This window comes from Mycobacterium sp. 663a-19 (assembly GCF_035616495.1).
Taxonomy (GTDB): Bacteria; Actinomycetota; Actinomycetes; order Mycobacteriales; family Mycobacteriaceae; genus Mycobacterium.
The window spans coordinates 315,252-341,299 of sequence record NZ_JAPJAV010000003.1 but is presented as its reverse complement, the minus strand read 5'-3'; the positions used below and the strand labels follow the sequence as shown (position 1 = coordinate 341,299).

The 26,048-nt window shown below is 70.7% G+C and carries 22 protein-coding genes; 14 read left to right on the top strand and 8 right to left on the bottom strand.

From position 1 onward, the window contains the following. Positions 1–197 precede the first annotated feature (197 nt). From OQ968_RS08225 to OQ968_RS08205, 5 genes are all read left to right on the top strand, one after another. Positions 198–1,667, top strand: a complete 1,470-nt coding sequence (locus tag OQ968_RS08225; protein ID WP_324676692.1) for an aldehyde dehydrogenase family protein — start codon at positions 198–200, stop codon at positions 1,665–1,667. Continuing rightward, a complete protein-coding gene (locus OQ968_RS08220; RefSeq protein WP_324676495.1) occupies positions 1,664–3,880 on the top strand; it encodes a CoA transferase in 2,217 nt (738 codons plus the stop codon). Before OQ968_RS08225 ends, OQ968_RS08220 begins: the two co-directional genes overlap by 4 nt. Before the next feature lie 59 nt (positions 3,881–3,939). After that, complete coding sequence (locus OQ968_RS08215; protein WP_324676493.1) at positions 3,940–4,845, top strand: alpha/beta hydrolase; 906 nt, start codon at positions 3,940–3,942, stop codon at positions 4,843–4,845. A gap of 9 nt (positions 4,846–4,854) precedes the next feature. Continuing rightward, positions 4,855–6,285: an acyl-CoA synthetase gene (locus OQ968_RS08210; protein ID WP_324676491.1), complete on the top strand. Its 1,431-nt coding sequence runs from the start codon at positions 4,855–4,857 to the stop codon at positions 6,283–6,285. 174 nt (positions 6,286–6,459) lie between these two features. Beyond that, complete coding sequence (locus tag OQ968_RS08205) at positions 6,460–7,782, top strand: MFS transporter (RefSeq protein WP_324676690.1); 1,323 nt, start codon at positions 6,460–6,462, stop codon at positions 7,780–7,782. Position 7,783: 1 nt separating this feature from the next. Here the strand turns inward: OQ968_RS08205 and dapD are convergent, their stop codons facing one another. After that, positions 7,784–8,737, bottom strand: coding sequence for a 2,3,4,5-tetrahydropyridine-2,6-dicarboxylate N-succinyltransferase (gene dapD, locus OQ968_RS08200; protein WP_324676688.1), 954 nt, complete (start codon positions 8,735–8,737; stop codon positions 7,784–7,786). An 86-nt stretch (positions 8,738–8,823) separates the two neighbouring features. Here dapD and dapE point away from each other — a divergent pair, with 86 nt between their 5' ends. Beyond that, positions 8,824–9,888 carry a succinyl-diaminopimelate desuccinylase gene (gene dapE, locus OQ968_RS08195; protein WP_324676489.1) on the top strand — a complete coding sequence of 355 codons (1,065 nt, stop codon included), beginning with the start codon at positions 8,824–8,826 and terminating at the stop codon, positions 9,886–9,888. 12 nt (positions 9,889–9,900) lie between these two features. Here the strand turns inward: dapE and OQ968_RS08190 are convergent, their stop codons facing one another. Next, positions 9,901–12,051, bottom strand: coding sequence for an AAA family ATPase (locus tag OQ968_RS08190; RefSeq protein ID WP_324676487.1), 2,151 nt, complete (start codon positions 12,049–12,051; stop codon positions 9,901–9,903). 59 nt (positions 12,052–12,110) lie between these two features. Between OQ968_RS08190 and OQ968_RS08185 the strand changes: the two genes are divergently transcribed. The 7 genes from OQ968_RS08185 to OQ968_RS08155 all read left to right on the top strand — a co-directional run bounded on the left by OQ968_RS08185 (position 12,111) and on the right by OQ968_RS08155 (position 17,725). Then, a complete protein-coding gene (locus tag OQ968_RS08185; protein ID WP_324676485.1) occupies positions 12,111–12,674 on the top strand; it encodes a TIGR00730 family Rossman fold protein in 564 nt (187 codons plus the stop codon). Positions 12,675–12,731: 57 nt separating this feature from the next. Then, complete coding sequence (gene fadD6 / locus OQ968_RS08180) at positions 12,732–14,513, top strand: long-chain-acyl-CoA synthetase FadD6 (RefSeq protein WP_324676483.1); 1,782 nt, start codon at positions 12,732–12,734, stop codon at positions 14,511–14,513. A 133-nt stretch (positions 14,514–14,646) separates the two neighbouring features. Then, positions 14,647–15,471 carry a dihydropteroate synthase gene (gene folP / locus OQ968_RS08175; protein ID WP_324676686.1) on the top strand — a complete coding sequence of 275 codons (825 nt, stop codon included), beginning with the start codon at positions 14,647–14,649 and terminating at the stop codon, positions 15,469–15,471. Beyond that, positions 15,468–16,406, top strand: coding sequence for a glucosyl-3-phosphoglycerate synthase (locus OQ968_RS08170; RefSeq protein WP_324676481.1), 939 nt, complete (start codon positions 15,468–15,470; stop codon positions 16,404–16,406). Before folP ends, OQ968_RS08170 begins: the two co-directional genes overlap by 4 nt. A 32-nt stretch (positions 16,407–16,438) precedes the next feature. Next, positions 16,439–16,798: a DivIVA domain-containing protein gene (locus tag OQ968_RS08165; RefSeq protein WP_324676480.1), complete on the top strand. Its 360-nt coding sequence runs from the start codon at positions 16,439–16,441 to the stop codon at positions 16,796–16,798. A gap of 2 nt (positions 16,799–16,800) precedes the next feature. Then, positions 16,801–17,391 (top strand): DNA-3-methyladenine glycosylase I, encoded by a 591-nt coding sequence (locus tag OQ968_RS08160; RefSeq protein WP_324676479.1) that lies wholly within the window; start codon positions 16,801–16,803, stop codon positions 17,389–17,391. Between the two features lie 166 nt (positions 17,392–17,557). Then, positions 17,558–17,725: a DUF3117 domain-containing protein gene (locus tag OQ968_RS08155; RefSeq protein ID WP_003406247.1), complete on the top strand. Its 168-nt coding sequence runs from the start codon at positions 17,558–17,560 to the stop codon at positions 17,723–17,725. Positions 17,726–17,760: 35 nt separating this feature from the next. Here the strand turns inward: OQ968_RS08155 and glgA are convergent, their stop codons facing one another. Then, on the bottom strand, positions 17,761–18,924 hold the full coding sequence (gene glgA, locus OQ968_RS08150) for a glycogen synthase (RefSeq protein ID WP_324676477.1): 1,164 nt from the start codon (positions 18,922–18,924) through the stop codon (positions 17,761–17,763). A gap of 164 nt (positions 18,925–19,088) precedes the next feature. Between glgA and glgC the strand changes: the two genes are divergently transcribed. Further along, the gene (gene glgC, locus OQ968_RS08145; protein WP_324676475.1) at positions 19,089–20,303 is read left to right on the top strand and encodes a glucose-1-phosphate adenylyltransferase; all 1,215 of its coding nucleotides are present in this window, start codon (positions 19,089–19,091) and stop codon (positions 20,301–20,303) included. A gap of 67 nt (positions 20,304–20,370) precedes the next feature. On the opposite strand, the gene OQ968_RS08140 is transcribed toward glgC, so the two are convergent. From OQ968_RS08140 to OQ968_RS08120, 5 genes are read right to left on the bottom strand one after another with little or no spacing between them, the layout of a single operon-like run. Beyond that, complete coding sequence (locus OQ968_RS08140) at positions 20,371–22,053, bottom strand: CocE/NonD family hydrolase (protein ID WP_324676473.1); 1,683 nt, start codon at positions 22,051–22,053, stop codon at positions 20,371–20,373. Positions 22,054–22,075: 22 nt separating this feature from the next. Next, entirely contained in the window at positions 22,076–22,750 is a 675-nt protein-coding gene (locus OQ968_RS08135) for an isoprenylcysteine carboxylmethyltransferase family protein (RefSeq protein ID WP_324676470.1), read from the bottom strand. Continuing rightward, on the bottom strand, positions 22,747–24,390 hold the full coding sequence (locus OQ968_RS08130) for an ABC transporter permease (RefSeq protein WP_324676468.1): 1,644 nt from the start codon (positions 24,388–24,390) through the stop codon (positions 22,747–22,749). Before OQ968_RS08130 ends, OQ968_RS08135 begins: the two co-directional genes overlap by 4 nt. Then, positions 24,387–25,343, bottom strand: coding sequence for an ABC transporter ATP-binding protein (locus OQ968_RS08125; RefSeq protein WP_324676466.1), 957 nt, complete (start codon positions 25,341–25,343; stop codon positions 24,387–24,389). Before OQ968_RS08125 ends, OQ968_RS08130 begins: the two co-directional genes overlap by 4 nt. Next, positions 25,333–25,971 carry a TetR/AcrR family transcriptional regulator gene (locus tag OQ968_RS08120; RefSeq protein ID WP_324676464.1) on the bottom strand — a complete coding sequence of 213 codons (639 nt, stop codon included), beginning with the start codon at positions 25,969–25,971 and terminating at the stop codon, positions 25,333–25,335. The genes OQ968_RS08125 and OQ968_RS08120 overlap by 11 nt, the downstream gene beginning before the upstream one ends. Positions 25,972–26,048: the final 77 nt, after the last annotated feature.

Sequence of the window (26,048 nt, the reverse complement as noted above, 5' to 3'; positions counted from 1 at the left end):
CCTCCCTCAACCGGGGCGATCCGACACATCGCAGCAATGTGTCTTGCGACGTTGTGTCTACTCCGCCACGGCCGTCCGTGTCAATACGCCGACAACGCAATGAAACAAAGTGGGATTCGCTCAATTGACGATTGACGCCGGAGCGCACGCGGTGAACACTGATCGACTAGATGACCGACGTTCGGGTGAGGAAACAGATGGCCGAGAAACCACCTCCGGGATCCCTTGTCGACACCTATCAGCTCTACATCGACGGCAGATGGGTCGAGCCGGCCGACGGCCGCTACGACGACATCGACCCGGCCACCGAACGGGTCATCGCCACCGCGCCGGACGCGAGCGTCGCGCAGGTCGGCGAGGCGATCGCCGCCGCGCGCCGGGCGTTCGACGAGGGACCGTGGGCGTTCGCGACCCCGGAGGACCGGGCCGGCTGCCTCAATCAGCTCGGCGACGCCCTGGTCAAGCACGCCGACGAGTTCTTCGCCCTCTCGCAGGTCGAGTGGGGCTGCGTCGCCAACGAACGCATGATGCAGATCGACGGTGCCGGGTACATGTCCATGCACGCGGCCCAGCTCGCCACCAAGCTGGTCGACGAGCCCGTGACCGGCATCGGCGCCGGAACGACGGTGCTTCGCCGGGAGGCCCTCGGCGTGGTGTCGATCCTGACGCCGTGGAACTTCCCGCATTGCCTCAACGTCATGAAGGTGAACAACGCGCTGGCGGCGGGCAACACCGTGGTGCTCAAGCCGTCGCCGCTGACCCCGCTGGCCGGGCTCGCGCTGGCCCGCATCATCGACGAGCACACCGACATCCCACCCGGGGTGGTCAACGTCGTCACGCCGTCCGGCCTCGAGGCCGCCAAGCTGCTGACCACCGATCCGCGCATCGACATGATCAGCTTCACCGGCAGCTCGGCCGTCGGCTGCGAGGTGATGCGGGCCGCGGGCGACGCCATGAAGCGGCTCCTGCTGGAATGCGGCGGGAAGTCGGCGAGCATCGTTCTCGACGACGCGCGGGTGACCGACGAAATGCTGCAGCAGATGCTGTTCGACTGCTGCTCGCTGCACGCGGGGCAGGCCTGCATCCTGCACAGCCGGCTCCTGCTGCCCGACGCTTTGCACGACGACGTCGTCGATCGGCTGGTCGCGCTGGCCCGCGACATCAAGGTCGGCGACCCGAAAGACCCTGCGACGCAGATGGGTCCGCTGATCAGCGCGGCGCAGCGGCAGCGGGTGCAGGCGCACGTCGACGGCGCGGTGCACGACGGGGCGAAGCTGGTGACCGGCGGCGGCCGCCCGGCGGGCCTGGACGTCGGCTTCTACTTCGAACCGACGATCCTCACCGACGTCGACCCGGATTCGGCCATCGCGCAGGAGGAAGTCTTCGGGCCGGTGCTCACGGTGTTCCGCTATCGCGACGACGACGAGGCGGTGGCGATCGCCAACAATTCCCGCTACGGGCTGTCCGGCGCCGTGTGGGGCACCGACGTGGACCGCGCCGTCGACGTCGCCCGCCGCATCCGCACCGGCCAGGTGGCGGTCAACGGCTGCGGCCCCGGGGACGCGCCGTTCGGCGGCTTCAAGCTGAGCGGGTTCGGCCGGGAGAGCGGCGGGGTCAGCGGACTTCATCAGTACATGGAGGTGAAGGCCATCGGGATCCCGGCATGACGGGTCCCCTCGCCGGGCTGCACGTCGTCGAAATCGCCAGCGAGATCTCGGGTCCTTACGCCACAAAGCTTTTCGTCGACCTCGGCGCCGAGGTCACCAGGGTCGAGCCGCCCGGCGGGGACCCGCTGCTCCGGTGGGGCCCGTTCCCCGGTGGAGTTGTCGACCCGAAGCGCGGCGGCCTGTTCGAGTACCTCAACGCCGGCAAGCGCGGCGCCGGCCCCGCGGACGTCCGCGAGCTGATCGCCGACGCACACCTGCTCGTCGAGAACCTTCCGCCCGGAACGCTGGAGGGCCGGGGGCTCGGCATCGAGGAGCTGCAACGGCTCAACCCAAACCTGGTGTGGCTCCGAATATCTCACTTCGGCCAGTCCGGGCCTTGGCGGGACCGTCGGGCCACGCCGTTGACCATGCAGGCAGCGTCGGGCTGGGTCAGCGCCCGGGATCCGCAGCGTCCACCGGTCCAGGTCGGCGCCAGGATCTCCGAGTACGTCGCGGGCGCCTACGGCGCGCTGGGCGCGCTCACCGCACTGCGGTGCCGGACCGCCGGCCGCGTCACGGTGGTGGACGTCTCCGAGTTGGAGGCGCTGCTGTCCACGCTGCCGTACCCGATGCTGATGGCGCAGCGGATGCGACGGCTCGGCCTGCCGGCCGACGTGCGGTCGGCCCCCATGCTGGGTGTCGTCCGCGCCGCCGACGGCTGGGTGGGCATCAACTGCCTGACGGGACAGCACTGGCTCGACGTGTGCGCGATGCTCGGCCTGCCCGAGTACGGCGAGCATCAGATCGCGATCATGATGGGCGGGCCCGAGCGCGCCGAGTTCTTCGCCAAGGCCGAGCCGGTGCTGGCCGGCCAAACCGTCGCGGAGATCGTCGAACTGGGCCAGGCGCTGCGCATTCCGACCGCCCCGGTCAACGACGGCGCCACCGTGCTGGACTGCCCGCAGTACGCCAAGCGCGGATTCTTCGTCGAGCAGGCCGGCTTCCGGCGCCCGGGGGCGCCCTTTCGGTTGGGCGCGAGCGTAACGGCACCGCGAGATTCCGCGCCCGAGGTCGCAGCGCCGTCACACTCGCCGACCGAACCGTTCGCGGGACTCAAGGTGCTCGACCTGACCACGTTCTGGGCGGGGGCGTATCTGACGTGCTACCTCGGCGCGTTCGGCGCCGACATCGTCAAGGTCGAGTCCATTCAGCGGCCCGACGGGTTTCGCTATTCGGGCGCGTTTCCCTTCGAGGGCGACGACTGGTACGAGCGCAGCGCGCTCTGGCAGGCCACCAATCTCAACAAGCGCGACCTCACGCTGGACCTGACGTCGCGGGCCGGCCTGGACATCGCGCGGCGGCTGGCCGCACAGGCCGACGTCGTCGTGGAGAACTTCTCGCCGCGCGTGGTCGAGCAGTTCGGCCTGGACTACGGCTCGCTGGCATCGGTGAAGCCCGACGTGATCGTGGTCCGCATGCCGGGCTTCGGGCTGCACGGCCCGTGGCGGGACTACGTGGGCTGGGCGCTGAACATCGAGCAGACGTCGGGGATGTCGGCCGTCACCGGCTACCCCGACGGGCCGCCGTGCAACCCGCAGGGGCCCGCCGACCCCGTCGTCGGCGTGCACGCCGGCGTCGCGCTGCTGGCCGCGCTGGAGCACCGCGTCCGCACCGGCGCGGGCCAACTGGTCGAGGTCGCCCAGATCGAGGTCGGGGCGTGCGTGACCGCCGAGCCGGTGATCGAGTACTCGATGAACGGCGTCGTCCAACCGCGCGAGGGCAACCGTCGGCGCGGCTACCTGCAGGGCGTCTACCCGACCAGCGATTCGTGGGTGGCGCTGTCGGTGCCCGACGAGGGGCAGGTCGACCACGACGCGTTCGACGAGGCGGTCGCCGCCTGGACCCGCACCCAGACCGCCGCGGAGGTCGTGGAAACCCTTCGGGCACAAGGAATCCCGGCGGAGGAAGTGATCACCGGCGACCGGATGTACGAGATCGGTCAACTCGACGCGCGCGGATACTACGAGGAGCTCGAGCACCCGATCACGGGACCGCACCGCTATCCCGGCTGGCCGTTTCGCATCACCCCCGGGCCGGGCCGCCACCACCGCACCGCGCCGCCGACGCTGGGCCAGCACAACGACGAGATCCTGCGCGGGCTGGGTCTGTCCGGCGACGAGGTGGCCGCGCTGCGGGCCGAACGGGTCATCGGCGAGCGGCCGCTGAACGCGTGACGGGCCGCGGCACCCAGGCGCCTTCCGCAAACGACAGGTCACATGGAAAGCTGCCGGGTATGGCCATCGCGATCGCCCGTCCCAAGCTCGAAGGCAACATCGCGGTCGGTGAGGACCGGCAAATCGGTTTCGCCGAGTTCGGTGCCCCCTGGGGCCGCGCGGTCTTCTGGTTGCACGGGACTCCCGGCGCCCGCCGGCAGATCCCGATCGAGGCGCGGGTCTACTCCGAGCAGCACAACATCCGCCTGATCGGCATCGACCGGCCGGGCATCGGCTCGTCGACGCCTCATCGCTACAAGAACATCCGGGCGTTCGGCGACGACCTGCGGATGATCGCGGACACGCTGGGCATCGACAAGATGGCGGTCATCGGCCTGTCCGGCGGCGGCCCGTACGCGCTGGCGTCCGCCGCGGTTCTGTCCGACCGCGTCGTGGCCGCCGGCGTGCTCGGCGGCGTCGCGCCGTTCCTCGGCGACGAGGGGATCACCAGCGGCCTGATGAACCTGGGCAAGCGGGCGGCGCCGCTGCTGCGGTTGGGCGGCGACCCGCTGCGCATCGGCGCGAGCCTGATGATCCGGATGATCCGCCCCGTCGCCAATCCCGCGTTGTATCTGTATGCCGCGATCTCCCCCGAGGCCGACCGGCGCCTGCTCACCCGGCCCGAGTTCAAGGCCATGTTCCTCGACGACCTGCTCAACGGCAGCCGCAAGCAGCTGGCGGCCCCGTTCAACGACGTCATCCTGTTCACCCGGGACTGGGGCTTCCGGCTCGACGAGGTCAAGGTCCCGGTCCGCTGGTGGCACGGCGACAGCGACCACATCGTCCCGTTCGCCCACGGCCAGCACGTCGTGTCCCTGCTGCCCGACGCCGAGCTGTTCGTGCTGCCCGGCGAAAGCCATCTGGCGGGGCTGGGCCGCGGCGAGGAGATCCTGTCCACCCTGATGAAGATCTGGGACGAGCAGTAACCTGCTCAGGTGCTGCTGGCTTCCCTGAATCCCTCGGCCGTCACCGCCACCGACATTCCCGACGCGGTGCGCATCGACGGCGCGGTGCTGAGCCGCAGCGACCTGGTGGGCGCCGCGACGTCGGTGGCCGAGCGCGTCGCCGGCGCCCAGCGGGTCGCGGTGCTGGCCAAGCCGACCGCGTCGACGGTGCTGGCGGTCACCGGATGCCTGATCGCCGGCGTGCCCTTCGTGCCGGTGCCCTCCGACGTCGGCGCGGCCGAACGCCGGCACATGCTCACCGACTCCGGCGCGCAAGCCTGGCTCGGCCCGCAACCCCCAGCGGACTCGGCGCCGGAAGGCTTGCCGCACATCCCGGTTCGGCCGCACGCCCGCTCCTGGCACCGCTACCCGGAGCCGGCGCCCGAGTCCACCGCGATGGTGATCTACACCTCGGGCACCACCGGGCTGCCCAAAGGGGTGGTGCTGAGCCGGCGGGCGATCGCCGCGGACCTCGACGCGCTGGCGCAGACCTGGCAGTGGACCGCCGACGACGTCCTGGTGCACGGGTTGCCGCTGTTTCACGTGCACGGCCTGGTGCTGGGACTGCTCGGGTCGCTGCGGATCGGAAATCGCTTCGTGCACACCGGAAGACCGACGCCGGAGGGCTACGCCCAGGCCCGCGCCGAGGCCGGGGGGACGCTGTATTTCGGGGTCCCCACGGTGTGGTCGCGGGTGGTGGCGGACGAGTCGGCGGCCGAGGCGCTGCGGCCGGCGCGGCTGCTGGTGTCCGGCAGCGCGCCGCTGCCGGTGCCCGTGTTCGACCGGCTGACGGAACTCACCGGCCACCGGCCCATCGAACGGTACGGCACCTCGGAATCGTTGATCACGATCTCCACCCGGGTGGACGGTGAACGCCGCGCGGGCTGGGTGGGCCTACCGGTCGCCGGGGTGGAAACCAGGCTGGTCGACGACGACGGCGGCCCCGTGCCCCGCGACGGGGAAACCGTTGGGCGGCTTCAGGTTCGGGGCCCGACGATGTTCGACGGCTACCTGAATCGGCCCGACGCCACCGCCGAGGCCTTCGAGCCCGGCGGCTGGTATCGCACCGGCGACGTCGCTGTCGTCGACGGCGAGGGCATGCACCGCATCGTCGGCCGCGAGTCGGTCGACCTGATCAAGTCGGGCGGATACCGCGTCGGCGCGGGCGAAATCGAGACGTCGCTGCTCGGGCACCCCCGTGTGCAGGAGGCCGCCGTCGTCGGATTGCCGGACGAGGACCTGGGCCAACGCATCGTCGCCTTCGTCGTCGGCTCGCCCGGATTGACGGCCGACGAGCTGATCGACCACGTCGCCCGGGAGCTGTCGGTGCACAAGCGGCCGCGCGAGGTGCGCATCGTGGAGGCGCTCCCACGCAACGCGATGGGCAAGGTCCTCAAGAAGCGGTTGCTCACCGACGGCTGACGGTTTGCCGACTGTGGTGAGCGTGCGCAGTTGTACACCCGGCGCGGCGTGCCGCCGTACGGACACGCACGCTCGCCGGTTGGGCGAGACCACGAACCTTCCCCTACCGTCGTAGGCGTGACTGGACGCGAGAGACACGCTGCGACGATTGTCGCCACTCCCGGGCCCACACCGATGCGGCGAGTCGCGGCCGCCTGCCTCGTCGGCTCCGCCATCGAGTTCTACGACTTCCTGATCTACGGCACCGCGGCGGCGCTGGTGTTTCCCACCGTGTTCTTCCCGCACCTCAGCAGCACCGTGGCCACGATCGCTTCGATGGGGACCTTTGGCGCCGCATTTCTGTCCCGACCCGTCGGCGCCGCCGTGTTCGGGAACTTCGGGGACCGGCTGGGCCGCAAAAAAACATTGATCGCCACGCTGCTGCTCATGGCCGTGTCCACCATCGGCGTCGGGTTGGTACCCAGCACGGCGGCCATCGGGACCGCGGCCCCGTTGATCCTGGTCGCGCTGCGCCTGCTGCAAGGGTTTGCCGTGGGCGGCCATTGGGCGGGATCCGCGCTGCTGAGCGCCGAATATGCGCCGCCCGCCAAACGTGGCCGGTACGGCATGTTCACCGCGCTCGGCGGCGGCACCGCGCTGGTGCTGAACAGCTCGACCTTCCTGGGCGTGAACTACACCATCGGCGAAGACAGCTCCACGTTCATGCAATGGGGGTGGCGGCTTCCGTTCCTGATCAGCGCGGCGCTGATCGTCATCGCCCTGTACGTGTGGCTCAAGATCGACGAGACCCCGTTGTTCGCCGAGGAAAAGGCCCAACACTCGGTACCAAAAGCACCGCTCAGGGAGGTGCTACAGCTTCATCGCCGGGAGATCGGCCTGGCCGCGGGAGGCGTCATCTGCGGTTTCGGGTTCGTCTACATGGCCGGCACCTATCTGACCACCTATGCCCACTCCCACCTGGGGTACTCCCGCAACGTCGTCCTGTTCGTCGGTGTGCTGGGCGGACTGGCGAGCATCGGGTCCGTCGCGTTCTCCGCCACAATGAGCGATCGAGTCGGGCGCCGCAGGATGATGTTGGTGGCGTGGGCAGCGTGCCTTGCCTGGTCGTTCGTGGCGATCCCGCTGATCGATACCGGCCAACCGATTTTGTATGCGGTGGCCGTCGTCGGCATGTACGCCGCCGCCGCGACCGGCGCCGGGCCGACGGCAGCGTTCATCCCCGAGCTGTTCTCCACCCGCAACCGCTACAGCGGATCGGCGCTGTCGGTGAACCTCGCCGGTGTCATCGGTGGCGCCCTGCCGCCGTTGATCGCCGGAACGCTGCTCGCAACCTACGGCAGCTGGGCGATCGGTCTGATGTTGGCCGCCCTCGCATCGACTAGCCTGGTGTGCACGTTTCTGCTTCCGGAGACAAATGGAACGGCGCTTCGAACCACGCAGGGTGTGCACGTCGGGCACGGGCGGGCGGAGGTCGAGCTGCCCGGCGGCGACCGTTAGCTCAGTTGAGGTGCAGGTCCTCGTTGAGCGTGATGCCCTGACCGTCGCGGGCCACCACCTCGACCGCTCCGGTGACCGAATTGCGCCGGAACAGTAGGTTATTGGCGCCCGAGAGGTCCCGGGCCTTGACCGACTTGCCGTCCGGCGTGACGACCTTGGTGCCCGCCGTGACATAGAGGCCGGCCTCGACGACGCAGTCGTCGCCCAGCGAGATGCCCAAACCCGCGTTGGCGCCGAGCAGGCACCGCTTGCCGATCGAAATGACTTGCGTTCCACCGCCGGACAGCGTGCCCATGATCGACGCCCCGCCGCCGATGTCGGACCCGTCACCCACCACCACGCCGGCCGAGATGCGGCCCTCGACCATCGACGCGCCCAGGGTGCCGGCGTTGTAGTTTACGAAGCCCTCGTGCATCACGGTCGTGCCCGGCGCCAGGTGGGCACCCAGCCGCACCCGGTCGGCGTCGGCGATCCGCACGCCGGTGGGCAAGACGTAATCGACCATCCGGGGGAACTTGTCGACGCCGAACACGGTCACCGGCCCCTTGCGGCGCAGCCGCGCCCGGACCGTCTCGAATCCGTCGATCGCGCAGGGCCCGTGATTAGTCCAGACCACATTGGTCAATACCGGAAACAAGCCGCCGGCGTTCAGCCCGTGCGGCGCCACCAGCCGGTGCGACAGAAGATGCAGCCGCAGGTAGGCGTCGTGTGCGTCGGCGGCGACATCGTCCAGGGAGCCGATCACCGTGCGCACCGCGACGGTCTCGGTGCCGCGGTCGTCGTCGCGGCCGACCAGCGCCGCCAGCTCGGGGGGAACGTCGGAGAGCGCCAGGCGCGACGTGCCGCCGGTGCCCGGTCCGGTCAGTTCCGGTGTCGGGAACCAGGTGTCGAGGATCGATCCGTCGGACGCGATCGTCGCCAGTCCGATGCCCGCAGCTCCAGTCACGGCGCACAGGTTACTTTCCTTTGGCGAGCAGACACAAAAGCCCCCTTTTTGGGCCAAGAATGGGCGCTTTTGCGTCTGCTCGGCATACTGGTGGCGTGCTGGACTTGCGCGGGGACCCGATCGAGCTGACCGCGGCGCTGGTCGACATCCCCAGCGAGTCAAGGGACGAGGCCCGCATCGCCGACGAGGTGGAGGCCGCGCTGCGCGCCCAGACGTCCGGCTTCGAGATCGTCCGCAACGGCAACGCGGTGTTGGCGCGCACCCACCGGAACCGGCCGTCGCGGGTGCTGCTGGCCGGGCATCTGGACACCGTCCCGGTCGCCGACAACCTGCCCAGCCGCCGCGAGAACGGGGAGCTATACGGCTGCGGCACCGCGGACATGAAATCCGGCGACGCGGTCTTTCTGCACCTGGCCGCCACCATCGCCGAACCCGCCCACGATCTCACCCTGGTGTTCTACGACTGCGAGGAAATCGACGCGGCCGCAAACGGTTTGGGGCGCATCGAACGGGAGCTGCCGGACTGGCTGTCCGCCGACGTGGCCATCCTGGGCGAGCCCACCGGCGGCTACATCGAAGCCGGCTGCCAGGGCACCCTGCGCGTCGTGATCGGCGCCACCGGAACCCGCGCGCATTCGGCGCGTCCCTGGTTGGGCGACAACGCAATTCACAAGCTGGGCGCAGTGCTGGACCGGCTCGCGTCGTACACCGCGCGCACCGTCGAGATCGACGGCTGCACCTACCGCGAGGGCCTGTCGGCGGTGCGGGTCGACGGCGGGGTGGCCGGCAACGTGATCCCCGACGCCGCCTCGGTGACCGTCAACTACCGCTTCGCCCCCGACCGTTCGGTGGACGCGGCGCTGCGACACGTCCGCGAGGTGTTCGACGGGCTCGACGTGCGGATCGAGCAGACCGACGCCGCCGCGGGGGCGCTGCCGGGCCTGTCGCAACCAGCCGCCAAGGCCCTGGTCGAGGCCGCGGGCGGGCAGGTCAGGGCGAAATACGGGTGGACCGACGTGTCCCGGTTCGCCGCCCGGGGCATCCCCGCGGTGAACTTCGGGCCGGGCGACCCGAACCTGGCACACCGGCGCGACGAACGGGTGCCGGCCGCCGCGATCACCGCCGCCGCGGCGATGCTGCGGCCCTACCTGGCCGGTTGACGGTCTGAGGCGTCAGCCGCAGCGCTGCGCCTGCGCGGCAGCATCGGCGGCGGCGGCGCGCATCCCGACGTCGGCCAGCTGCCGCGACACCGCGGACAGCGCGGCGCCGTCGCCGCTCGCCAACGCCCGGGCATGGGCCAGCGCGAGACCGCCCACGACGCAGTCGATCTCGCCGGCCAGCCGGGCCAGCGGATCCGCCGCCCGGATGTCGCCGAGCCGGACGGCCTCGTACCACGCGCGCAGCGCCGCCCCCGACTGCCCGCCGCGTTCGGCGGTCCGGGCGGCGTCGCGGGCGGCGGCCACCGCCTCGTGCGAATCGCGCGCCGAGGCCAGCCGCCACGCCCGGGCCACGCCGAGCTCCGGGGCGAACAACGCCGACTTGGTCCCGTGCCGAGATTCGGCCCGGCTCAACGCCTTTGCCGCGGCGGCGGTGTCGCCCTGTTGGGCCAGCGCGGTCGCCAGCAGCATCAGCGACAACGGCCCCCACGAGTAACCGGTGCGCTCCAGCGTGGCGGCCGCGGGGCCGAGCAGCGCTGCGGCACGGGCGAATTCGCCGTCGGCGATCAACACGTGCGCCAGCAGCACCTCGCCGATCGCGCGTCCCGGCTGCTGCAGCTCCGCGAAGTCGGTGAACTGCTGCGCGAGCTCCCGCGCCGCGTCGAGCCGGCCCGCCATCAACAGCGCGGTGGTCTGGCCCAGCCCGATCGTGAAGCGCAGCAGCCCGGGATGCTCGGCGGCCAGGGCGCGCTGCGCCAGCGGCTCGACGTCGCCGAAACGGCCCTGCCGCGCCGCGCACAGCGCGGCGGCGCTGGCCGCCCACGCCACCGCCTGGTCGCCGGCCGACGGCGAGGCCAGCACGTCGCCCGCGACCTTGACGGCGTGCCCGACATTGCCCGCGTTCATCGCGAACGTCGCGCCCAGCGCGTCCAGCGTGGTCCGCAGACCCGCGTCGGAAACCCGGTTGCGGGTGGTCCGCAGAAAAGCGGTGGCCCGCTCCGGCTCGCCGAGCATCCAGAACTGGTTGGCCGCCCGCAGCAGCGCCCAGTCCATCAGCGCCGGCTCGGTCAACGCCGAGGCGTCGACGGCGGCCAGCACCGCGTCGGCCTCGCGGCCGCGTCCCTGCCACCCCAGCGCATTCGCCAGCGCCAGCCGCGCCGCCAGGCCGCCGGACCGCTCCAGCGCCGACCGGGCCAGCCGCTCGCCCAGGGCGAGGTCGCCCAGCCGCAGCGCCTGCTGCGCGGCGGCGGCGACCTCGGCCGTCGGCTGCGGGCCGTCGCTGTCCAGCGCCAGCGACGCCAGCCGCAGCCGGTCGATGAGGTGATCCGGCGGATGCTCGGACAGCAGCTTGACCAGCTCGGTGCGCCGCCGGCGCGCGCCGTCGCCGCCCAGCGCCGCGAGCGCGCGTTCGGCGAACAACGGGTGCGCCGTGTACACCACCGGGTCGCTCGCGTGCGCGTCGCGCACCCGGGTTTCCGCCGCGCCCCACTCGACCGCCTCGCCGACCGCGCCGTCGCCGGCGAGGGCGGTCAGATCCGCGAGCGACAGCGGCTCCTGCACGGCGAGGTAGTCCAGCACTGCGCGCGCCGGCGCGGGCAGCTCGGCGATGAACGCGTCGACCTCCCCCGGGGTGGTCGCCCCGCCGGGCGCCTCAATGTCGATGCGCTCCAGCAGCCCGTCGGTCCACAGCGCCGCGATCGCCTCGGGCGCGGCCCCGGAGTCCGGGCCGCGGGCGGTGACGATCATCCGCGCGGTGCCCGCCAGCGCCAATTGGTACACCAGGGTGGCCGACAGGATGTCGAGGTCGTGGGCGTCGTCGACGATGAACAACAGCTCGCGCGGCGAATCGGGCCGGCCCAGCGCCGCCCGCGCCGCCCGCAACATCGCGGCCGGCTTGCCGATGTCGTGCCCGAAACTCGAGGAGTCGAGCAGGTGGCCGAAGGCCCCGAACGGCACCAGCCGCTCGGTCGGCGTGCCGGTGACCCAGCGGGTGACGGTGGCGGGGTGCCGGCCGGCGAACCGCTCGGCGGCCAATCGCGCCAGAGTGGACTTGCCGCAGCCGTCCGGTCCGAGCACCGCCGCCCCGCCGCGGGCCGCGTTACCGAGGGTGGTGTCGAGCTGTTCGAGGGCGGCCGCGTGCTGGGGGACATTCCATCGAATCGGCACCGCCGGATTTTAGTGCGCGCGGTGTGCGTGCCGCACCGGGCGTGGTCTACCTTTCGGTTATGCCCGTGGAACGCGATTCGCCGAGCGCGTGGGCGGTGTGCGTGTACTGCGCCTCCGTCCCGACGCATCCCGAATTGCTGGAGCTGGCCACCGAACTCGGCGAGGCCATCGCCGACCGCGGCTGGACCTTGGTGTGGGGCGGCGGCCACGTCTCGGCGATGGGCGCGGTGGCCAGCGCGGCGCGGGCGCGCGGCGGCCGGACCGTCGGGGTGATCCCGCAGCAGCTGATGCGCAGCGAGCTGGCCGACACCGAGGCCGACGAGCTGATCGTCAGCGAGACCATGCGCGAGCGCAAGCAGATCATGGAGGACCGCTCCGACGCGTTCATCGTGCTGCCGGGCGGCGTCGGCACCCTGGACGAGCTCTTCGAGGCCTGGACGACGGGCTACCTCGGGATGCACCACAAGCCCGTCGTGCTGCTCGACCCGTGGGGGCACTACGAGGGCCTGTGGATCTGGCTGAACGGATTGCTCGACGCCGGCTACATCTCGCAGGTCGCGATGGACCGGCTGGTCCTGGTCGATAAGGTGGGTGCCGCAGTGGAGGCGTGCGCCCCCGCCTGACGTCGGGGGCTTGAGGCGGGCTCGGGGCGCACACTGCCGAGGGGAATCGAGGGACACGTGTCGAGTGACGGGGGAACGCGCGCGGCGGTCGGCCTGACCGACATCGCCGTCAAGGCGCCGGGCGTACTGGCCGACCTGCCGTCGATCGTGCGCGGCGTGCTGACCGGGCTGCTGGCCTTTCCGAACTCGAAGAAGTCGATCGGCACGGTGTTCGCCGACCGGGCCGCCCGCTACGGCGACCGGGTCTTCCTGCGCTTCGGCGACCAGCAACTGACCTACCGCGACGCCAACGCGGCCGCCAACCGCTACGCGGCCGTGCTGGCCGCCCGGGGCGTCGGCCACGGCGACGTCGTCGCGATCATGCTGCGCAACTCGCCCAACGCGGTGCTGACGATGCTGGCCGCCGTCAAGTGCGGCGCCATCGCCGGGATGCTCAACTACCACCAGCGCGGCGAGGTGCTGGCCCACAGCCTGGGCCTGCTGGACGCCAAGGTGCTGGTCGCCGAGACCGACCTGGTCAGCTACGTCGCCGAGTGCGAGTCCCCGGGCGCCACGGAGACGCTGACCATCGAGGACGTGGAGCGCTTCGCGGTGAGCGCCCCGGCCACCAACCCGGCCTCGGCCTCGGCGGTGCTGGCCAAGGACACCGCGTTCTACATCTTCACCTCGGGCACCACCGGGTTCCCCAAGGCCAGCGTGATGACCCATCGCCGGTGGCTGGCCGCGCTGGCGGCGTTCGGCGGGCTCGGGTTGCGGCTGAAGGGCTCCGACACCCTGTACAGCTGCCTGCCGCTGTATCACAACAACGCGCTGACGGTCGCGCTGTCGTCGGTGATCAACTCGGGGGCGACGCTCGCGCTGGGCAAGTCGTTCTCGGCGTCGCGGTTCTGGGACGAGGTGATCGCCAGCCGCGCCACGGCGTTCATCTACATCGGCGAGATCTGCCGCTACCTGCTCAACCAGCCGCCCAAGCCCACCGACCGCGCGCACCAGGTGCGCCTGATCGCCGGCAACGGGCTGCGGCCGGAGATCTGGCACGAGTTCACCGACCGGTTCGGCATTCCGCGGGTGTGTGAGTTCTACGCGTCCAGCGAGGGCAACACCGCCTTCATCAACATCTTCAATGTGCCCCGGACGACCGGCATCTCGCCGACGCAGCTCGCCTACGTGGAGTACGACCCCGACACCGGCGCCCCGCTGCGCGACGAGAACGGACGGGTGCGCAGGGTGCCCCCCGGCGAGCCCGGCCTGTTGATCAGCCCGGTCAACCGGCTGCAGCCCTTCGACGGCTACACCGACCAGGAGTCGAGCGAAAAGAAGTTGGTGCGCAACGCTTTTCGTGAGGGCGACTGCTGGTTCAACTCGGGCGACGTGATGAGCCCGCAGGGCATGCGGCACGCCGCATTCGTCGACCGGCTCGGCGACACCTTCCGCTGGAAGGGCGAGAACGTCGCCACCACCCAGGTCGAGGCGGCGCTGACGTCCGAGGGGTCGGTCGAGGACTGCACGGTCTTCGGCGTCGAGATTCCCCGCACCGGGGGCCGCGCCGGGATGGCCGCGATCAAGCTGCGCGACGGCGCCGAGTTCGACGGCAAGTCGCTGGCCGACGCCGTCTACGACCAGCTGCCCGGCTACGCCCTGCCCTTGTTCGTGCGGGTGGTGCCGGCCCTGCAGCACACCACGACGTTCAAGAGCCGCAAGGTCGAGTTGCGCGAGCAGGCCTACGGCCCCGACGTCGACGACCCGCTGTACGTGCTGGCCGGCCGCGACGAGGGCTACGTGCCCTACTACGACGAATATCCCGACGAGGTCGCGGCGGGTAAGCGGCCGCAGGGCTGACGGTCCGGTCCGCTCGCGAGCTTCGGGCCCCGGGCGCCAGGCCCGCACGGCGCCCGCACCGGTGGCCAGGCACCATGTACGTGTGCACGCAACCCTGTGCGGCCGACCGGTCGCCGCGGATCGCCCGCTCATCATGGCGATCGTCAATCGCACCCCGGACTCGTTCTACGACAAGGGTGCGACCTTCAGCGACGACGACGCCAGGGCCGCCGCGCGCCGGGCCGTCGACGAGGGCGCCGACGTCATCGACGTCGGCGGCGTCAAGGCGGGCCCGGGCGACGACGTCGACGCCGACACCGAGACCGCCCGGCTGGTGCCCTTCATCGGGTGGCTCCGCCGCGAATACCCCGACCAGTTGATCAGCGTGGACACCTGGCGCTCGGACGTGGCGAGGGTGGCCTGCACGGCGGGGGCGGACCTGATCAACGACACCTGGGGCGGCCACGACCCCGCCCTGGCCGAGGTGGCCGCGGAGTTCGGCGCGGGCCTGGTGTGCTCGCACACCGGCGGGGCGCGGCCCCGCACGCGTCCCTTCCGGGTGAGCTACGGCACCACCACCCGCGGCGTGGTCGACGACGTGATTCGCCAGGTCACCGCGGCCGCCGAGCGGGCTGTCGCGGCCGGGGTGGCCCGCGAGGCGATACTGATCGACCCGACCCACGACTTCGGCAAGAACACCTTCCACGGGCTGGCGTTGTTGCGCCACGTTGGCGATCTTGTTAAGACCGGGTGGCCCGTCCTGATGGCTTTGAGCAACAAGGACTTCGTGGGGGAGACTCTGGGGGTGGGATTGACCGAACGCCTGGAGGGCACGCTGGCGGCCACCGCGCTGGCGGCCGCCGCCGGGGCCCGCATGTTCCGGGTGCACGAGGTCGCGGCCACCCGCCGGGTGCTGGAAATGGTGGCCTCGATCCAGGGCGTGCGCGCACCGGCGCGCACCGTGAGGGGACTTGCATGACCGCATCCGAGCTGATCGCCGCCGATCTCGGCAACGACAGGCTGCTGTGGAACCGCCCCACCTGGACGGTCGCCGAACTGGTCGCCGCCAAGGCCGGGCGGACGATCTCGGTGGTGCTGCCCGCCCTCAACGAGGAAGACACCATCGAATCGGTGATCGACAGCATCACGCCGCTGGTCGACGGCCCCGACGGTCTGGTCGACGAGCTGATCGTGCTGGACTCCGGCTCGACCGACGACACCGAGATCCGCGCCATCGCCGCCGGGGCCCGCGTCGTCAGCCGGGAACAGGCCCTGCCCGAGGTCCCGGCGCGGCCCGGCAAGGGCGAGGCGCTGTGGCGCTCGCTGGCGGCCACCAGCGGCGACATCGTGGTGTTCGTCGACTCCGACCTGATCGACCCGCACCCGATGTTCGTGCCGTGGCTGGTCGGCCCGCTGCTGACGGGCGACGGCATCCACCTGGTAAAGAGCTTCTACCGACGGCCGCTCAACGCCGGCGCCACCGGTGGCGGGCGCGTCACCGAGCTGGTGGCCCGGCCGCTGCTGGCCGCGCTGCGACCGGAGCTGGGCTGCATCTTGCAGCCGCTCGGCGGCGAGTACGCGGCCAGCCGGGAGCTGCTGACGTCGCTGCCGTTCGCCCCGGGCTACGGCGTGGAGATCGGCCTGCTGGTCGACACCTTCGACCGGTTGGGCCTGGACGCGATCGCTCAGGTCAACCTGGGCGTGCGGGCCCACCGCAACCGGCCGCTGTCCGAGCTGGGCGCGATGAGCCGGCAGGTCATAGCGACCCTGTTCGCGCGGTGCGGCATCCCCGACTCGGGGGCCGGGCTGACGCAGTTCTTCGCCGACGGCCCCGACGGCGACGGCTACACCACGCACACCAGCCCGGTGTCGCTGAACGACCGGCCGCCGATGAACGGGCTGCGGCCGCGCTAGGTTTGTCGGCCGCATAGGGCAATATCGTTCACGTGGCGTTGGTCTTGCTCTACCTGGTGGTGCTGGTGCTGGTGGCGATCGTGCTGTTCGGCGCGGCCAGCCTGCTGTTCGGTCGCGGCGAGCAGCTGCCGCCGCTGCCCCGCGGGACGACGGCGACCGTGCTGCCCGCCTACGGCGTCACGGGCGCCGACGTCGACGCCGTCAAGTTCACCCAGGCCCTGCGCGGCTACAAGACCAGCGAGGTGGACTGGGTGCTGGACCGGCTGGCCCGTGAGCTGGAGGCGCTGCGCGGCCAGCTGGCGGCGGCGCACGCCGAGCCACAATCCGAGGCAAAGACCGAAACCGGGCCCGAGGCCGTGGAACCCGAGGGCGGCCAGGATCGTCAGGACTAGGTGTGAGCGACTCGAACGGAGAAGAGCTGGTTCGCTGCGGCTGGGCGGGTGTGCGGCCGGGACCCCACGCCGAGCTGTACCGCGACTACCACGACCGGGAGTGGGGCCGGCGCGTGCAAGACGGGGTGGCGCTGTTCGAGCGGATGAGCCTGGAGGCCTTCCAGAGCGGCCTGTCGTGGCTGACGATCCTGCGCAAGCGGGAGAACTTTCGGCGCGCCTTCTCCAGATTCGACATCGAGAAGGTCGCCCGCTACACCGATGCCGACATGCAACGGCTGATGGGCGACGCGGGGATCGTCCGGAACCGGGCCAAGATCGACGCGACGATCGCCAACGCCCGCGCGGCGGCCGACCTGGGAACGCCGCAGGACCTGTCCGAGCTGCTGTGGTCGTTCGCGCCGCCGCCGCGGCCCCGGCCCGCCGACGCGTCCGAAATCCCCTCGGCCACCGACGAATCGACGGCCATGGCGCGCGAGCTGAAACGGCGAGGGTTCCGCTTCGTCGGGCCGACCACCGCCTATGCGCTGATGCAGGCGACCGGCATGGTGGACGACCACATCCGCGATTGCTGGGTGCCCGCGCAAGCCCGGTGAGGCCCCAGGGCCGGGTCTTTGTGTGACTGTCGACCCGAATAGGGAACAATGGGGGAGTGATTTGGCAGTTCAATGTCGGGTATGGCTGGAAATCCACCGGCGGGGCGTGCTCGGCGCCGACCCGGTCCGTGAAGGCGGGCCAGTTCGAACCTGGAGGGAGCACTCGATGGCGGCGATGAAGCCCCGGACCGGAGACGGTCCTCTGGAAGCAACCAAGGAGGGGCGCGGCATCGTGATGCGGGTACCACTTGAGGGCGGTGGTCGTCTTGTCGTCGAGCTGACGCCGGACGAGGCCGCCGCGCTGGGCGACGAACTCAAGGGCGTCACCAGCTAGGACCGGCTAGGCCCGGTTGAGGTCTGCCGGGTGAGTTACGCACCCACCTTCCGGTAGATCTCCAGCGTTTGCTCCGCGACGCGGGCCCAGGAGAATTCGTCGATGCAGCGCTGGCGCCCCGCGCGGCCGTAGCGCTCCGCCCTCTCGGGGTCGGCGACGAGCGCATTGACCGCCTCGGCCAACCCGGCCTGGTAGCCGCCCGCGTCGTCGGCGTCGTAATGCACCAGCGATCCGGTGACGCCGTCGGCGACCACCTCGGGTATGCCGCCGACGTCGGAGCCCACCACCGGGGTGGCGCAGGCCATCGCCTCCAGGTTCACGATGCCCAACGGCTCGTACACCGACGGGCACACGAAAACGGTTGCTGCCGAAAGTATTTCGCGTAGCTGAGCCATGGGCAGCATTTCCCGGATCCAGAACACCCCGGTGCGGTCGCGGGCCAATGCGGCTACGGCCGAGCGGATCTCGTCGGCGATCTCCGGGGTGTCGGGCGCGCCGGCGCACAACACCAACTGCACCTCGGGGGCGAATCGGTGCGCGGCGGCCAGCAGGTGTGCCATGCCCTTCTGCCGGGTGATCCGCCCGACGAAGGCCACGCTGGGCCGGCCCGGGTCGACGCCGATCTCGGCCAGCACCGACCCGGTGCTCGCCGGGCCGGCCGGGTACCACACGTCGGTGTCGACCCCGCTCCGAATGACGTGCACCAGGCTGGGATCCAGCGCCGGGTAAACGCGCAGCACGTCCTCGCGCATCGCGGAGCTGACCGCGATCACCGCGTCGGCGGCCAGCACCGCGGTGTGCTCGACCCACGTCGACACCCGGTAGCCGCCGCCGAGCTGCTCGGCCTTCCACGGCCGCATCGGCTCGAGCGAATGCGCGGTCATGACGTGCGGGATGTCGTAGAGCAACGCGGCCAGGCGCCCGGCCAGCGCGGTGTACCAGGTGTGCGAGTGCACGACGGTGGCCGCGGATGCCGCGTTGGCCATCACCAGGTCGGTGGACAGGGTGGACAGGGCCGCGTTGGCGCCGTGGATCCGCGGGTCGGGCTGATAGGCGAACGCGCCGGGGCGCGGGGCGCCCATGCAGTGCACGTCGACCTCGCACAGCCGGCGCAGCTGCGCGACGAGTTCGGTGACGTGCACGCCGGCCCCGCCGTACACCTCCGGCGGGTACTCCCGCGTCATCATCGCCACCCGCATACACCGCACGGTAGTTCGGTGACGGCACCTCCCGCGAGTCGGGCGCGGCGATCCGTCGTCGGCGCACCCAACCGGGCCAAATACCTTGACGGACAGCCCGTCAGCGCGGGCCGATCGGCGGTTTCCCCTGGCCGCGGCCCGCGGTGGCCGATAGGTTTGAACCCATGAGGGAAGCGCCACACGTGCTGGGCATCGTCCTGGCCGGCGGTGAGGGCAAGCGGCTGTATCCGCTGACCGCGGACCGGGCCAAGCCCGCGGTTCCCTTCGGCGGCGCCTACCGGCTGATCGATTTCGTGCTCTCCAACCTCGTCAACGCCCGTTATCTGCGGGTCTGCGTTCTCACCCAATACAAGTCGCACTCGCTGGACCGCCACATCTCGCAGAACTGGCGGCTGTCGGGCCTGGCCGGCGAGTACATCACACCGGTGCCGGCGCAGCAGCGCCTCGGCCCGCGCTGGTACACCGGCTCCGCCGACGCGATCTACCAGTCGCTCAACCTGATCTACGACGAAGACCCGGACTACATAGTGGTTTTCGGCGCCGACCACGTGTACCGGATGGATCCCGAGCAGATGGTGCGGTTCCACATCGACAGCGGGGCCGGCGCCACCGTGGCCGGCATCCGGGTGCCGCGCGCCGAGGCCACCGCGTTCGGTTGCATCGACGCCGACGACTCCGGCCGGATCCGCGGCTTCCTGGAAAAGCCGCTGGAACCGCCGGGAACCCCGGATGACCCGGAGACGGCGTTCGTGTCCATGGGCAACTACATCTTCACCACCAAGGTGCTCATCGACGCGATCCGCGCCGACGCCGACGACGACCACTCCGATCACGACATGGGGGGCGACATCATCCCGCGGCTGGTCGACGACGGGATGGCCGCGGTCTACGACTTCTCCGACAACGAGGTGCCCGGGGCCACCGACCGGGACCGGGCCTACTGGCGCGACGTCGGGACGCTGGACGCGTTCTACGACGCGCACATGGACCTGGTGTCGGTGCACCCGGTGTTCAACCTGTACAACCGGCGCTGGCCCATCCGCGGCGCGACGGAGAACCTGGCGCCGGCCAAGTTCGTCAACGGCGGCTCGGCCCAGGAGTCGGTGGTCGGCGCGGGCAGCATCATCTCGGCCGCTTCGGTGCGCAACTCGGTGTTGTCGTCGAACGTCGTGGTGGACGACGGCGCGATCGTGGAGGGCAGCGTGATCATGCCGGGCACCCGGGTCGGCCGTGGCGCGGTGGTGCGCCACGCCATCCTGGACAAGAACGTTGTCGTCGGCCCCGGCGAGATGGTCGGGGTGGACCTGGAGAAGGATCGCGAACGCTTCGCGATCAGCGCCGGCGGCGTGGTCGCGGTGGGCAAGGGCGTCTGGATCTGACCGCGAGCAGACGCAAAAGCCCCCATCTCGGCACGAAATTGGGGGCTTTTGCGTCTGCTCGGCAGCGCTACGGGATCTCGGGGATCAGCAGGTGCGCGTCGTGGCCCGGCCCCCAGTGCAACCTGACCCCGCCGCGCGGCGAGTTCTGGTAGGCCGCCGGGATCTGGCCGGTGAGCGGGTTGCGTGGGCACAGCCAGCGCCCGGCGACCACCAGCCGCAGCTGCTCGCCGGCGCGGAACAGCGTCGCCGACGGGCCCAGCGCCACGTCGACGGCGACCACCTCGCCGGCCGATACAGGCCGCGGCTCGGTGCAGGCCGCGACCGGCTCCCAGGGCCGCGAAAGCTCGGGGTCCAGCGCGCGCAGCGCGACGCGCTGCCAGCCGGTGGTGATCCGGTCACGGCCGTAGCCATAGGACCCCTCGAATTCGACGAACCGGCCCCCGCGCCACTTCTCCACGCCGACGAACAGGTTCGCGTCGGCGCAGCCGTCCAGCTCCACCCACAGTCGCGCGGCCATCGGACCGGTCAGCTCGACGTCTTCGGGCACGGTCCAGCTGAAACATGCTGCACTGGAACGCGTTTCGAACCTCACGCTGCCAGCGTCCGCGGGCTGATCGCGTGTCAGCAGCCCGCCCGCACCCAGAAACAAAGGCCGCCAACGGGTTCGGCCCAGCGGCCACTCGGCCTCCTCGCGCACCGCGGCGACGGTGTCGCGGTCCTCGCGGACCTCCAGGCGAACGCTGCGGGAGGCGGGCGCGCCGTCCAGCACGGCGCGAAAGAAGTTCAGCTGCTCAGCCAGCGCGGCGTCGGAGTAGAACGTCGCCCATTTGCCGCCGCGATGGGTGTAGAGGCGGGCGTGGGCTGAGCCGGCGCGCGCGAACGCCCGCACCGAGCCGCGGCTGTGCAGGTTGTTGTCCGAGAAGCTGCCGCAGACCAGCATCGGGACGGTGATGGCCGACAGGTCGGGCACCAGCGAGCGCCAAAAGTCGTCGCGCAGCGGATGTTCGTCCTGCATTCGCTCGAGGTCGTAGGACTGCCGCGTGTCGCGACGCACGTTGCGCGACCACATCTTGGTGAAGCCGGTCTCGCGCACGCCGCCGGGAAAGGTCAGGTCGCGATACGCGTCGGTGAAGCCCTCCCACGGGCAGATCGCCCGCAGCGCCGGCGGCCGCAGGGCGGCGACGGCGTACTGGCTGATCGCCAGGTACGAGACGCCGAGCATCACGACGTTGCCGTCGCACCACGGCTGGTCGGCGATCCACTGCACGAGGTCATAGGTGTCCTCGGCCTCCCGGTGCGAGAGCAGGTTGCCGGTGCCCTCCGAATGGCCGCAGCCGCGTGAGTCGGCGTTCACCACGGTGAAACCCCGCTCCGTCCACCACGCCGGGTCCGGCGCCTCCCACCCGGTCAGCGCCGAGAACCGCACCGGCATCGGCTGGCGCAATATCCGGTACTGCGCCGAGAACGCCCACTTGTTGCCCCGCCGCTTCGGCAGGTTGTCCTTGCCGTAGGGGTGGATGCTCAGGACGACCGGCCGGGCGGCATCGTTACTTTTCCGGAAGACGTTGATCCGCAACGCCGTTCCGTCGCGGGTGGGCACGGTGACGTCGACGTCGATGAGCAGGCCGCGCGGTGGGTCGGTGACGGTGACCGGGGGCTTGGCGATGCCGCGAAGCCGGGCCAGCGCGTATCGCAGCGCGCCGCGTCGTCGCCAGGGCCGGTCCAGAGTGGGTGCCGGGTTTCGCGCCACGCCGATACCTTACGGCGCCCGGTCACCACACGTAAGGCACCAGCCGATAGCGAACTCGCCGGGTGTATTCGCGGTAGCCGGCCAGCTGCTGGGTGAGCAGCTTCTCCTCGTCCAGGATACGGAGGGTGATCACCGCCTGGGCGGGTATGACGAACAGCAGCCCCCAGTACGAGCCCAGCGCCAGCGGAATGCCGATCATCATGATCAGGTTGCCGGCATACATCGGGTGCCGCACCAATTTGTAGACACCGCCCGAGGCCAGCGTCTGACCGGTCTCGACCGTGATAGTCGCTGCCGCATAGGAGTTCTGCAAGACCACCACCATCGCGAGACCGAGTCCGGTCGCCACCAGGACGTCACCGAGCACCGACACCCAGGCGGGCACCGACGACCAGCCCATCCGGTAGTCGTAGGCGCTGAGCACCACCATCGCGAACAGCGCCAGAAACGCGCCGATGATCAACACCTTCTCCAGCGTCCTGGCCTCCGCCAGCGGGCCCCCGTGCATGCGGCGCTCCAGTGCCGCCGGGTTCTTCCGCGCGAGGTAAACGGTCGGAAACATCGTCACCGCGACGAAGGTGGCCGCGAAAGCCCAGCCCTGCCAGTACTTCACCGTGCCGGCCGGCAGGAACAGGATCAGACCCAGTACGGCCAGTCCGTACACCGAGGCGGTGGCCGCTCGAACCCCGGTCTTCACGATCGCAGGTTCCTCCGTCGAAATGCCATGGCCCCCAGCGCAATCAACGCGGCATTGATCACCAGCAGCCACAGCAGCGGCACGGCGGTGAAGTCGCCGCCGACCCGCGGAACGTGGGCGAACGGCTCCAGGTCGAGCACCCACTGCGGGAAGCCGGCCAACGAACCGATCAGGTACAGCGCGACGAATCCCACCAGCACGCCCCACGCCACCGGCGTGAACCGCGGCGCCACACCGAACAATGCGACCGTCACGGCCGACAGTAGCCAGACCGCCGGCAGTTGCACGGCCGCGGTCGCCACCACGGTGGCCAACTTACCGCCGACGTCGCCGGCCGCGGCGCCGTACACGAGCCCGCCCACCACGCCGCACGCCATCATCGCGAACGCGGACCCGGCCAGCGCGGCGATCAAATGGCTTGCCAGCCAACGCGTGCGCGACACCGCACCCGCCAGGGTGGTCTCGGCCCGCTGACCGGATTCCTCCTGGTGTAGCCGCACCGTGAGCGAGACGGCGAACGCGGCGGCCACCATGCCCATCATCGCGAAGGCCACCGCGATGAACGCCTCCTCCAGGGCGCTGGTGCCGCCCATCCGCGTGACGATGTCGCGCACCGCGGTGCTGTCGCCGATCTCGTCGCCGATGCCGTGCACCACGCTGCCCATCACCAGGCCATACAGGCACAGGCCCACGGTCCACAGCACCAGGGCCCCGCGGTCCAGCCGCCACGCCAACCCGAAGACGTTGTCCAGCGCCGGTGCGGCGGTGGCCGGGCCGGCGCGTTCGGCGATGAGTCCGGCGCCGACGTCGCGGCCGGCGAGCAGCCGATAGGCCAGCGCGGTGAGCACGGCCGCGGTCGCCAGGTGCAGCAGCAGCACCCACCAGCGCTCGCCCGCGTAGGGCCGGACCTGCAGCGACCAGCCCAGCGGTGAGAGCCACGACAGCGTGCCCGAACCGGCGTCACCGATGGCGCGCAACGTGAACGCGGCGGCCAGCACGGCGAACGCGGTGCCGCGGGCGACCCGCGCGCTCGGTGACAGCTGCGCGGCCACCGCGGCGACGGCGGTGAACACCACGCCGGAGCCGGCCAGCGCCGCCCCGAACGCCACCGACCCGCTTGGCGGGATGTCGGTGCGCAGCAACCCCGCCGCGCCGATGGCGCCGGTCGCGATGGACGCCCCGAACGAAAGCGTCAGCGCCGCGGTGAGGCTGGCGTACCGGCCGACCGCGGTCGAGTCGAGCAGCTCGGTCCGGCCGGTCTCCTCGTCGGCGCGGGTGTGCCGGATCACGGTGAGGATGACGGCCACCGCGATCAGCGTATGAAACATGCCCGCCTTCCAAATGCCAACGGCGCCAAGGCTGTCGTTGTAGATCTGCCCGTAGAGCGCGCGCTGGGCCGGGCTGGCCATGATGGAGGCCGCGAATCCGGCGCGCCCGGCCTGGGTGGGGTAGACCTTTTCGATGCTGCCGACGTAAACGGACGCCAGCGGGAGCGACAGCAGCAGCACCCACAGCGGCAACGAGATGCGATCGCGGCGCAGGTAAAGCCGCAGCATCCCAAGCGTTCCGGAGAAATTCGAACCGCGTTGCGGCCCGGGCCGCGCGGACCGCCGTGGCCGTTCCAGGATCGTGGTGCTCATCGCGCGGAGACCTTCCCGGTGCTGTGCTCACGCTGGCCGTTGGCGGTCTCGGTGGTGTCGTAGTGGCGCAGGAACAGCTCCTCGAGGGTCGGCGGCTGACTGACGAGGCTGCGCACGCCGGCGTCGCCGAGCACCCGGATGAGCTCCCCGAGGCTTTCGCTGTCGACCTGGGCGCGCAGCGTGTTGCCGTCGACGCTGACGTCCTCGACCCCTTTGATCCTGCTGAGATCGCCGGGGTCGCCGGTCATTTCGGCCTTGATCGAGGTGCGGCTGAGGTGGCGCATCGAGTCCAGCGAACCGCTCTCGATGGTCCGGCCGGCGCGGATGATGGTGACCCGCTCGCACAGCGCCTCCGTTTCGGCCAGGATGTGGCTGGACAGCAGGACCGTCGCCCCGCGGTCTCGTGCCTCGGCGACACACTGCTGAAACACGTTCTCCATCAACGGGTCCAGGCCGCTGCTCGGCTCGTCCAGCAGCAGCAACCCGGCCCGCGACGAGAAGGCCGAGATCAGGGAGACCTTCTGGCGGTTGCCCTTCGAGTAGGTGCGCGCCTTCTTGTGCGGGTCGAGGTCGAAGCGCTCGATCAGCTCGTCGCGGCGCTTGACGTCGATGCCGCCCCGCATCCGGGCCAGCAGGTCGATGGTCTCGCCGCCGGTGAGCGAGGGCCACAGCGTGACATCGCCTGGCACGTAAGCGATCTGGCGGTGCAGCTCGACCGCGTCGGTCCACGGGTCGCCGCCCAGCAACCGCACGCTGCCGCCGTCGGCCTTCACCAGGCCCAGCAGGATGCGGATGGTGGTGGACTTGCCGGCCCCGTTGGGCCCGAGGAACCCGTGCACCTCCCCGGCGCGCACCGTCAGGTCGAGGCCGTCCAGCGCCCGCACGGCTCCGAAACTCTTGGTGAGGTTCCGGATCTCGATCGGTGCGGAATTCGCGGAGTGTTCAGCTGGCATGTGATTCTCCTTGATCGTCTGCGGCCAGGAATGCGTCGTACATGGTGCTGTCGACCATCAACCCGTCCGTGTAGATCTCGAGGGCGGGCAGCACCATATCGCGGGCGTAGTCGCGCAGGACCGCCCGCAGATCCGTTGGGTTCTCGTGCATTTGGAGATAGAGCAGGAAGCCGCCGCCGCCGGTGATCGACAGGTACTTCGCCCTGGCGTGCGGGTCGCGGCTCGGCTTGAGCAATCCGGTTCGCACGCCGTCGTCGAGGTACTGCTCGGCGTCGTCGATCATCTTCTGCCACAACGTCTTCGCCAGGTCGCCACCGGTCTGCATGCTGCGCACCAGGTAGGCCATCAACGGGGCGTAGGACTCGATCTCGGCCAGCTGCCCGAACCACGTGGCGGGGTCGGTCGATCGCATCGCCTCGGTCTTGCCGCTGCGGACCTCCTCGGCGATGAAGTCGTCGCACGCCTTGCGCAGGCCGTCCTTGGAGCCGAAGTGGTGGATGACCAGCGCGGCGCTCACCCCGGCGGCCTCGGCGATCGCGCGCAGCCCGATGTCGAAGCCGTGCCGGCCGAACTGCTCGATGGCCGCGTCGCGGATCCGGGCGGCGGCGGTCAGGTCGGCTGAACGCATGTTCAGTACATTAAACGTGCGTTCAGCCGAAGGTCAATGGGACACGCCGCTAAGGATCCGTAAAGGTTCGGGAGCTA

Coding starts and splice junctions, on each gene's coding strand:
- OQ968_RS08225 (WP_324676692.1), top strand. CDS start 198: ATGGCCGAGAAACCACCTCCGGGATCCCTTGTCGACACCTATCAGCTC.
- OQ968_RS08220 (WP_324676495.1), top strand. CDS start 1,664: ATGACGGGTCCCCTCGCCGGGCTGCACGTCGTCGAAATCGCCAGCGAG.
- OQ968_RS08215 (WP_324676493.1), top strand. CDS start 3,940: ATGGCCATCGCGATCGCCCGTCCCAAGCTCGAAGGCAACATCGCGGTC.
- OQ968_RS08205 (WP_324676690.1), top strand. CDS start 6,460: ATGCGGCGAGTCGCGGCCGCCTGCCTCGTCGGCTCCGCCATCGAGTTC.
- OQ968_RS08185 (WP_324676485.1), top strand. CDS start 12,111: ATGCCCGTGGAACGCGATTCGCCGAGCGCGTGGGCGGTGTGCGTGTAC.
- folP (WP_324676686.1), top strand. CDS start 14,647: ATGGCGATCGTCAATCGCACCCCGGACTCGTTCTACGACAAGGGTGCG.
- OQ968_RS08170 (WP_324676481.1), top strand. CDS start 15,468: ATGACCGCATCCGAGCTGATCGCCGCCGATCTCGGCAACGACAGGCTG.
- OQ968_RS08155 (WP_003406247.1), top strand. CDS start 17,558: ATGGCGGCGATGAAGCCCCGGACCGGAGACGGTCCTCTGGAAGCAACC.
- glgA (WP_324676477.1), bottom strand. CDS start 18,924: ATGCGGGTGGCGATGATGACGCGGGAGTACCCGCCGGAGGTGTACGGC.
- glgC (WP_324676475.1), top strand. CDS start 19,089: ATGAGGGAAGCGCCACACGTGCTGGGCATCGTCCTGGCCGGCGGTGAG.
- OQ968_RS08130 (WP_324676468.1), bottom strand. CDS start 24,390: ATGAGCACCACGATCCTGGAACGGCCACGGCGGTCCGCGCGGCCCGGG.
- OQ968_RS08125 (WP_324676466.1), bottom strand. CDS start 25,343: ATGCCAGCTGAACACTCCGCGAATTCCGCACCGATCGAGATCCGGAAC.
- OQ968_RS08120 (WP_324676464.1), bottom strand. CDS start 25,971: ATGCGTTCAGCCGACCTGACCGCCGCCGCCCGGATCCGCGACGCGGCC.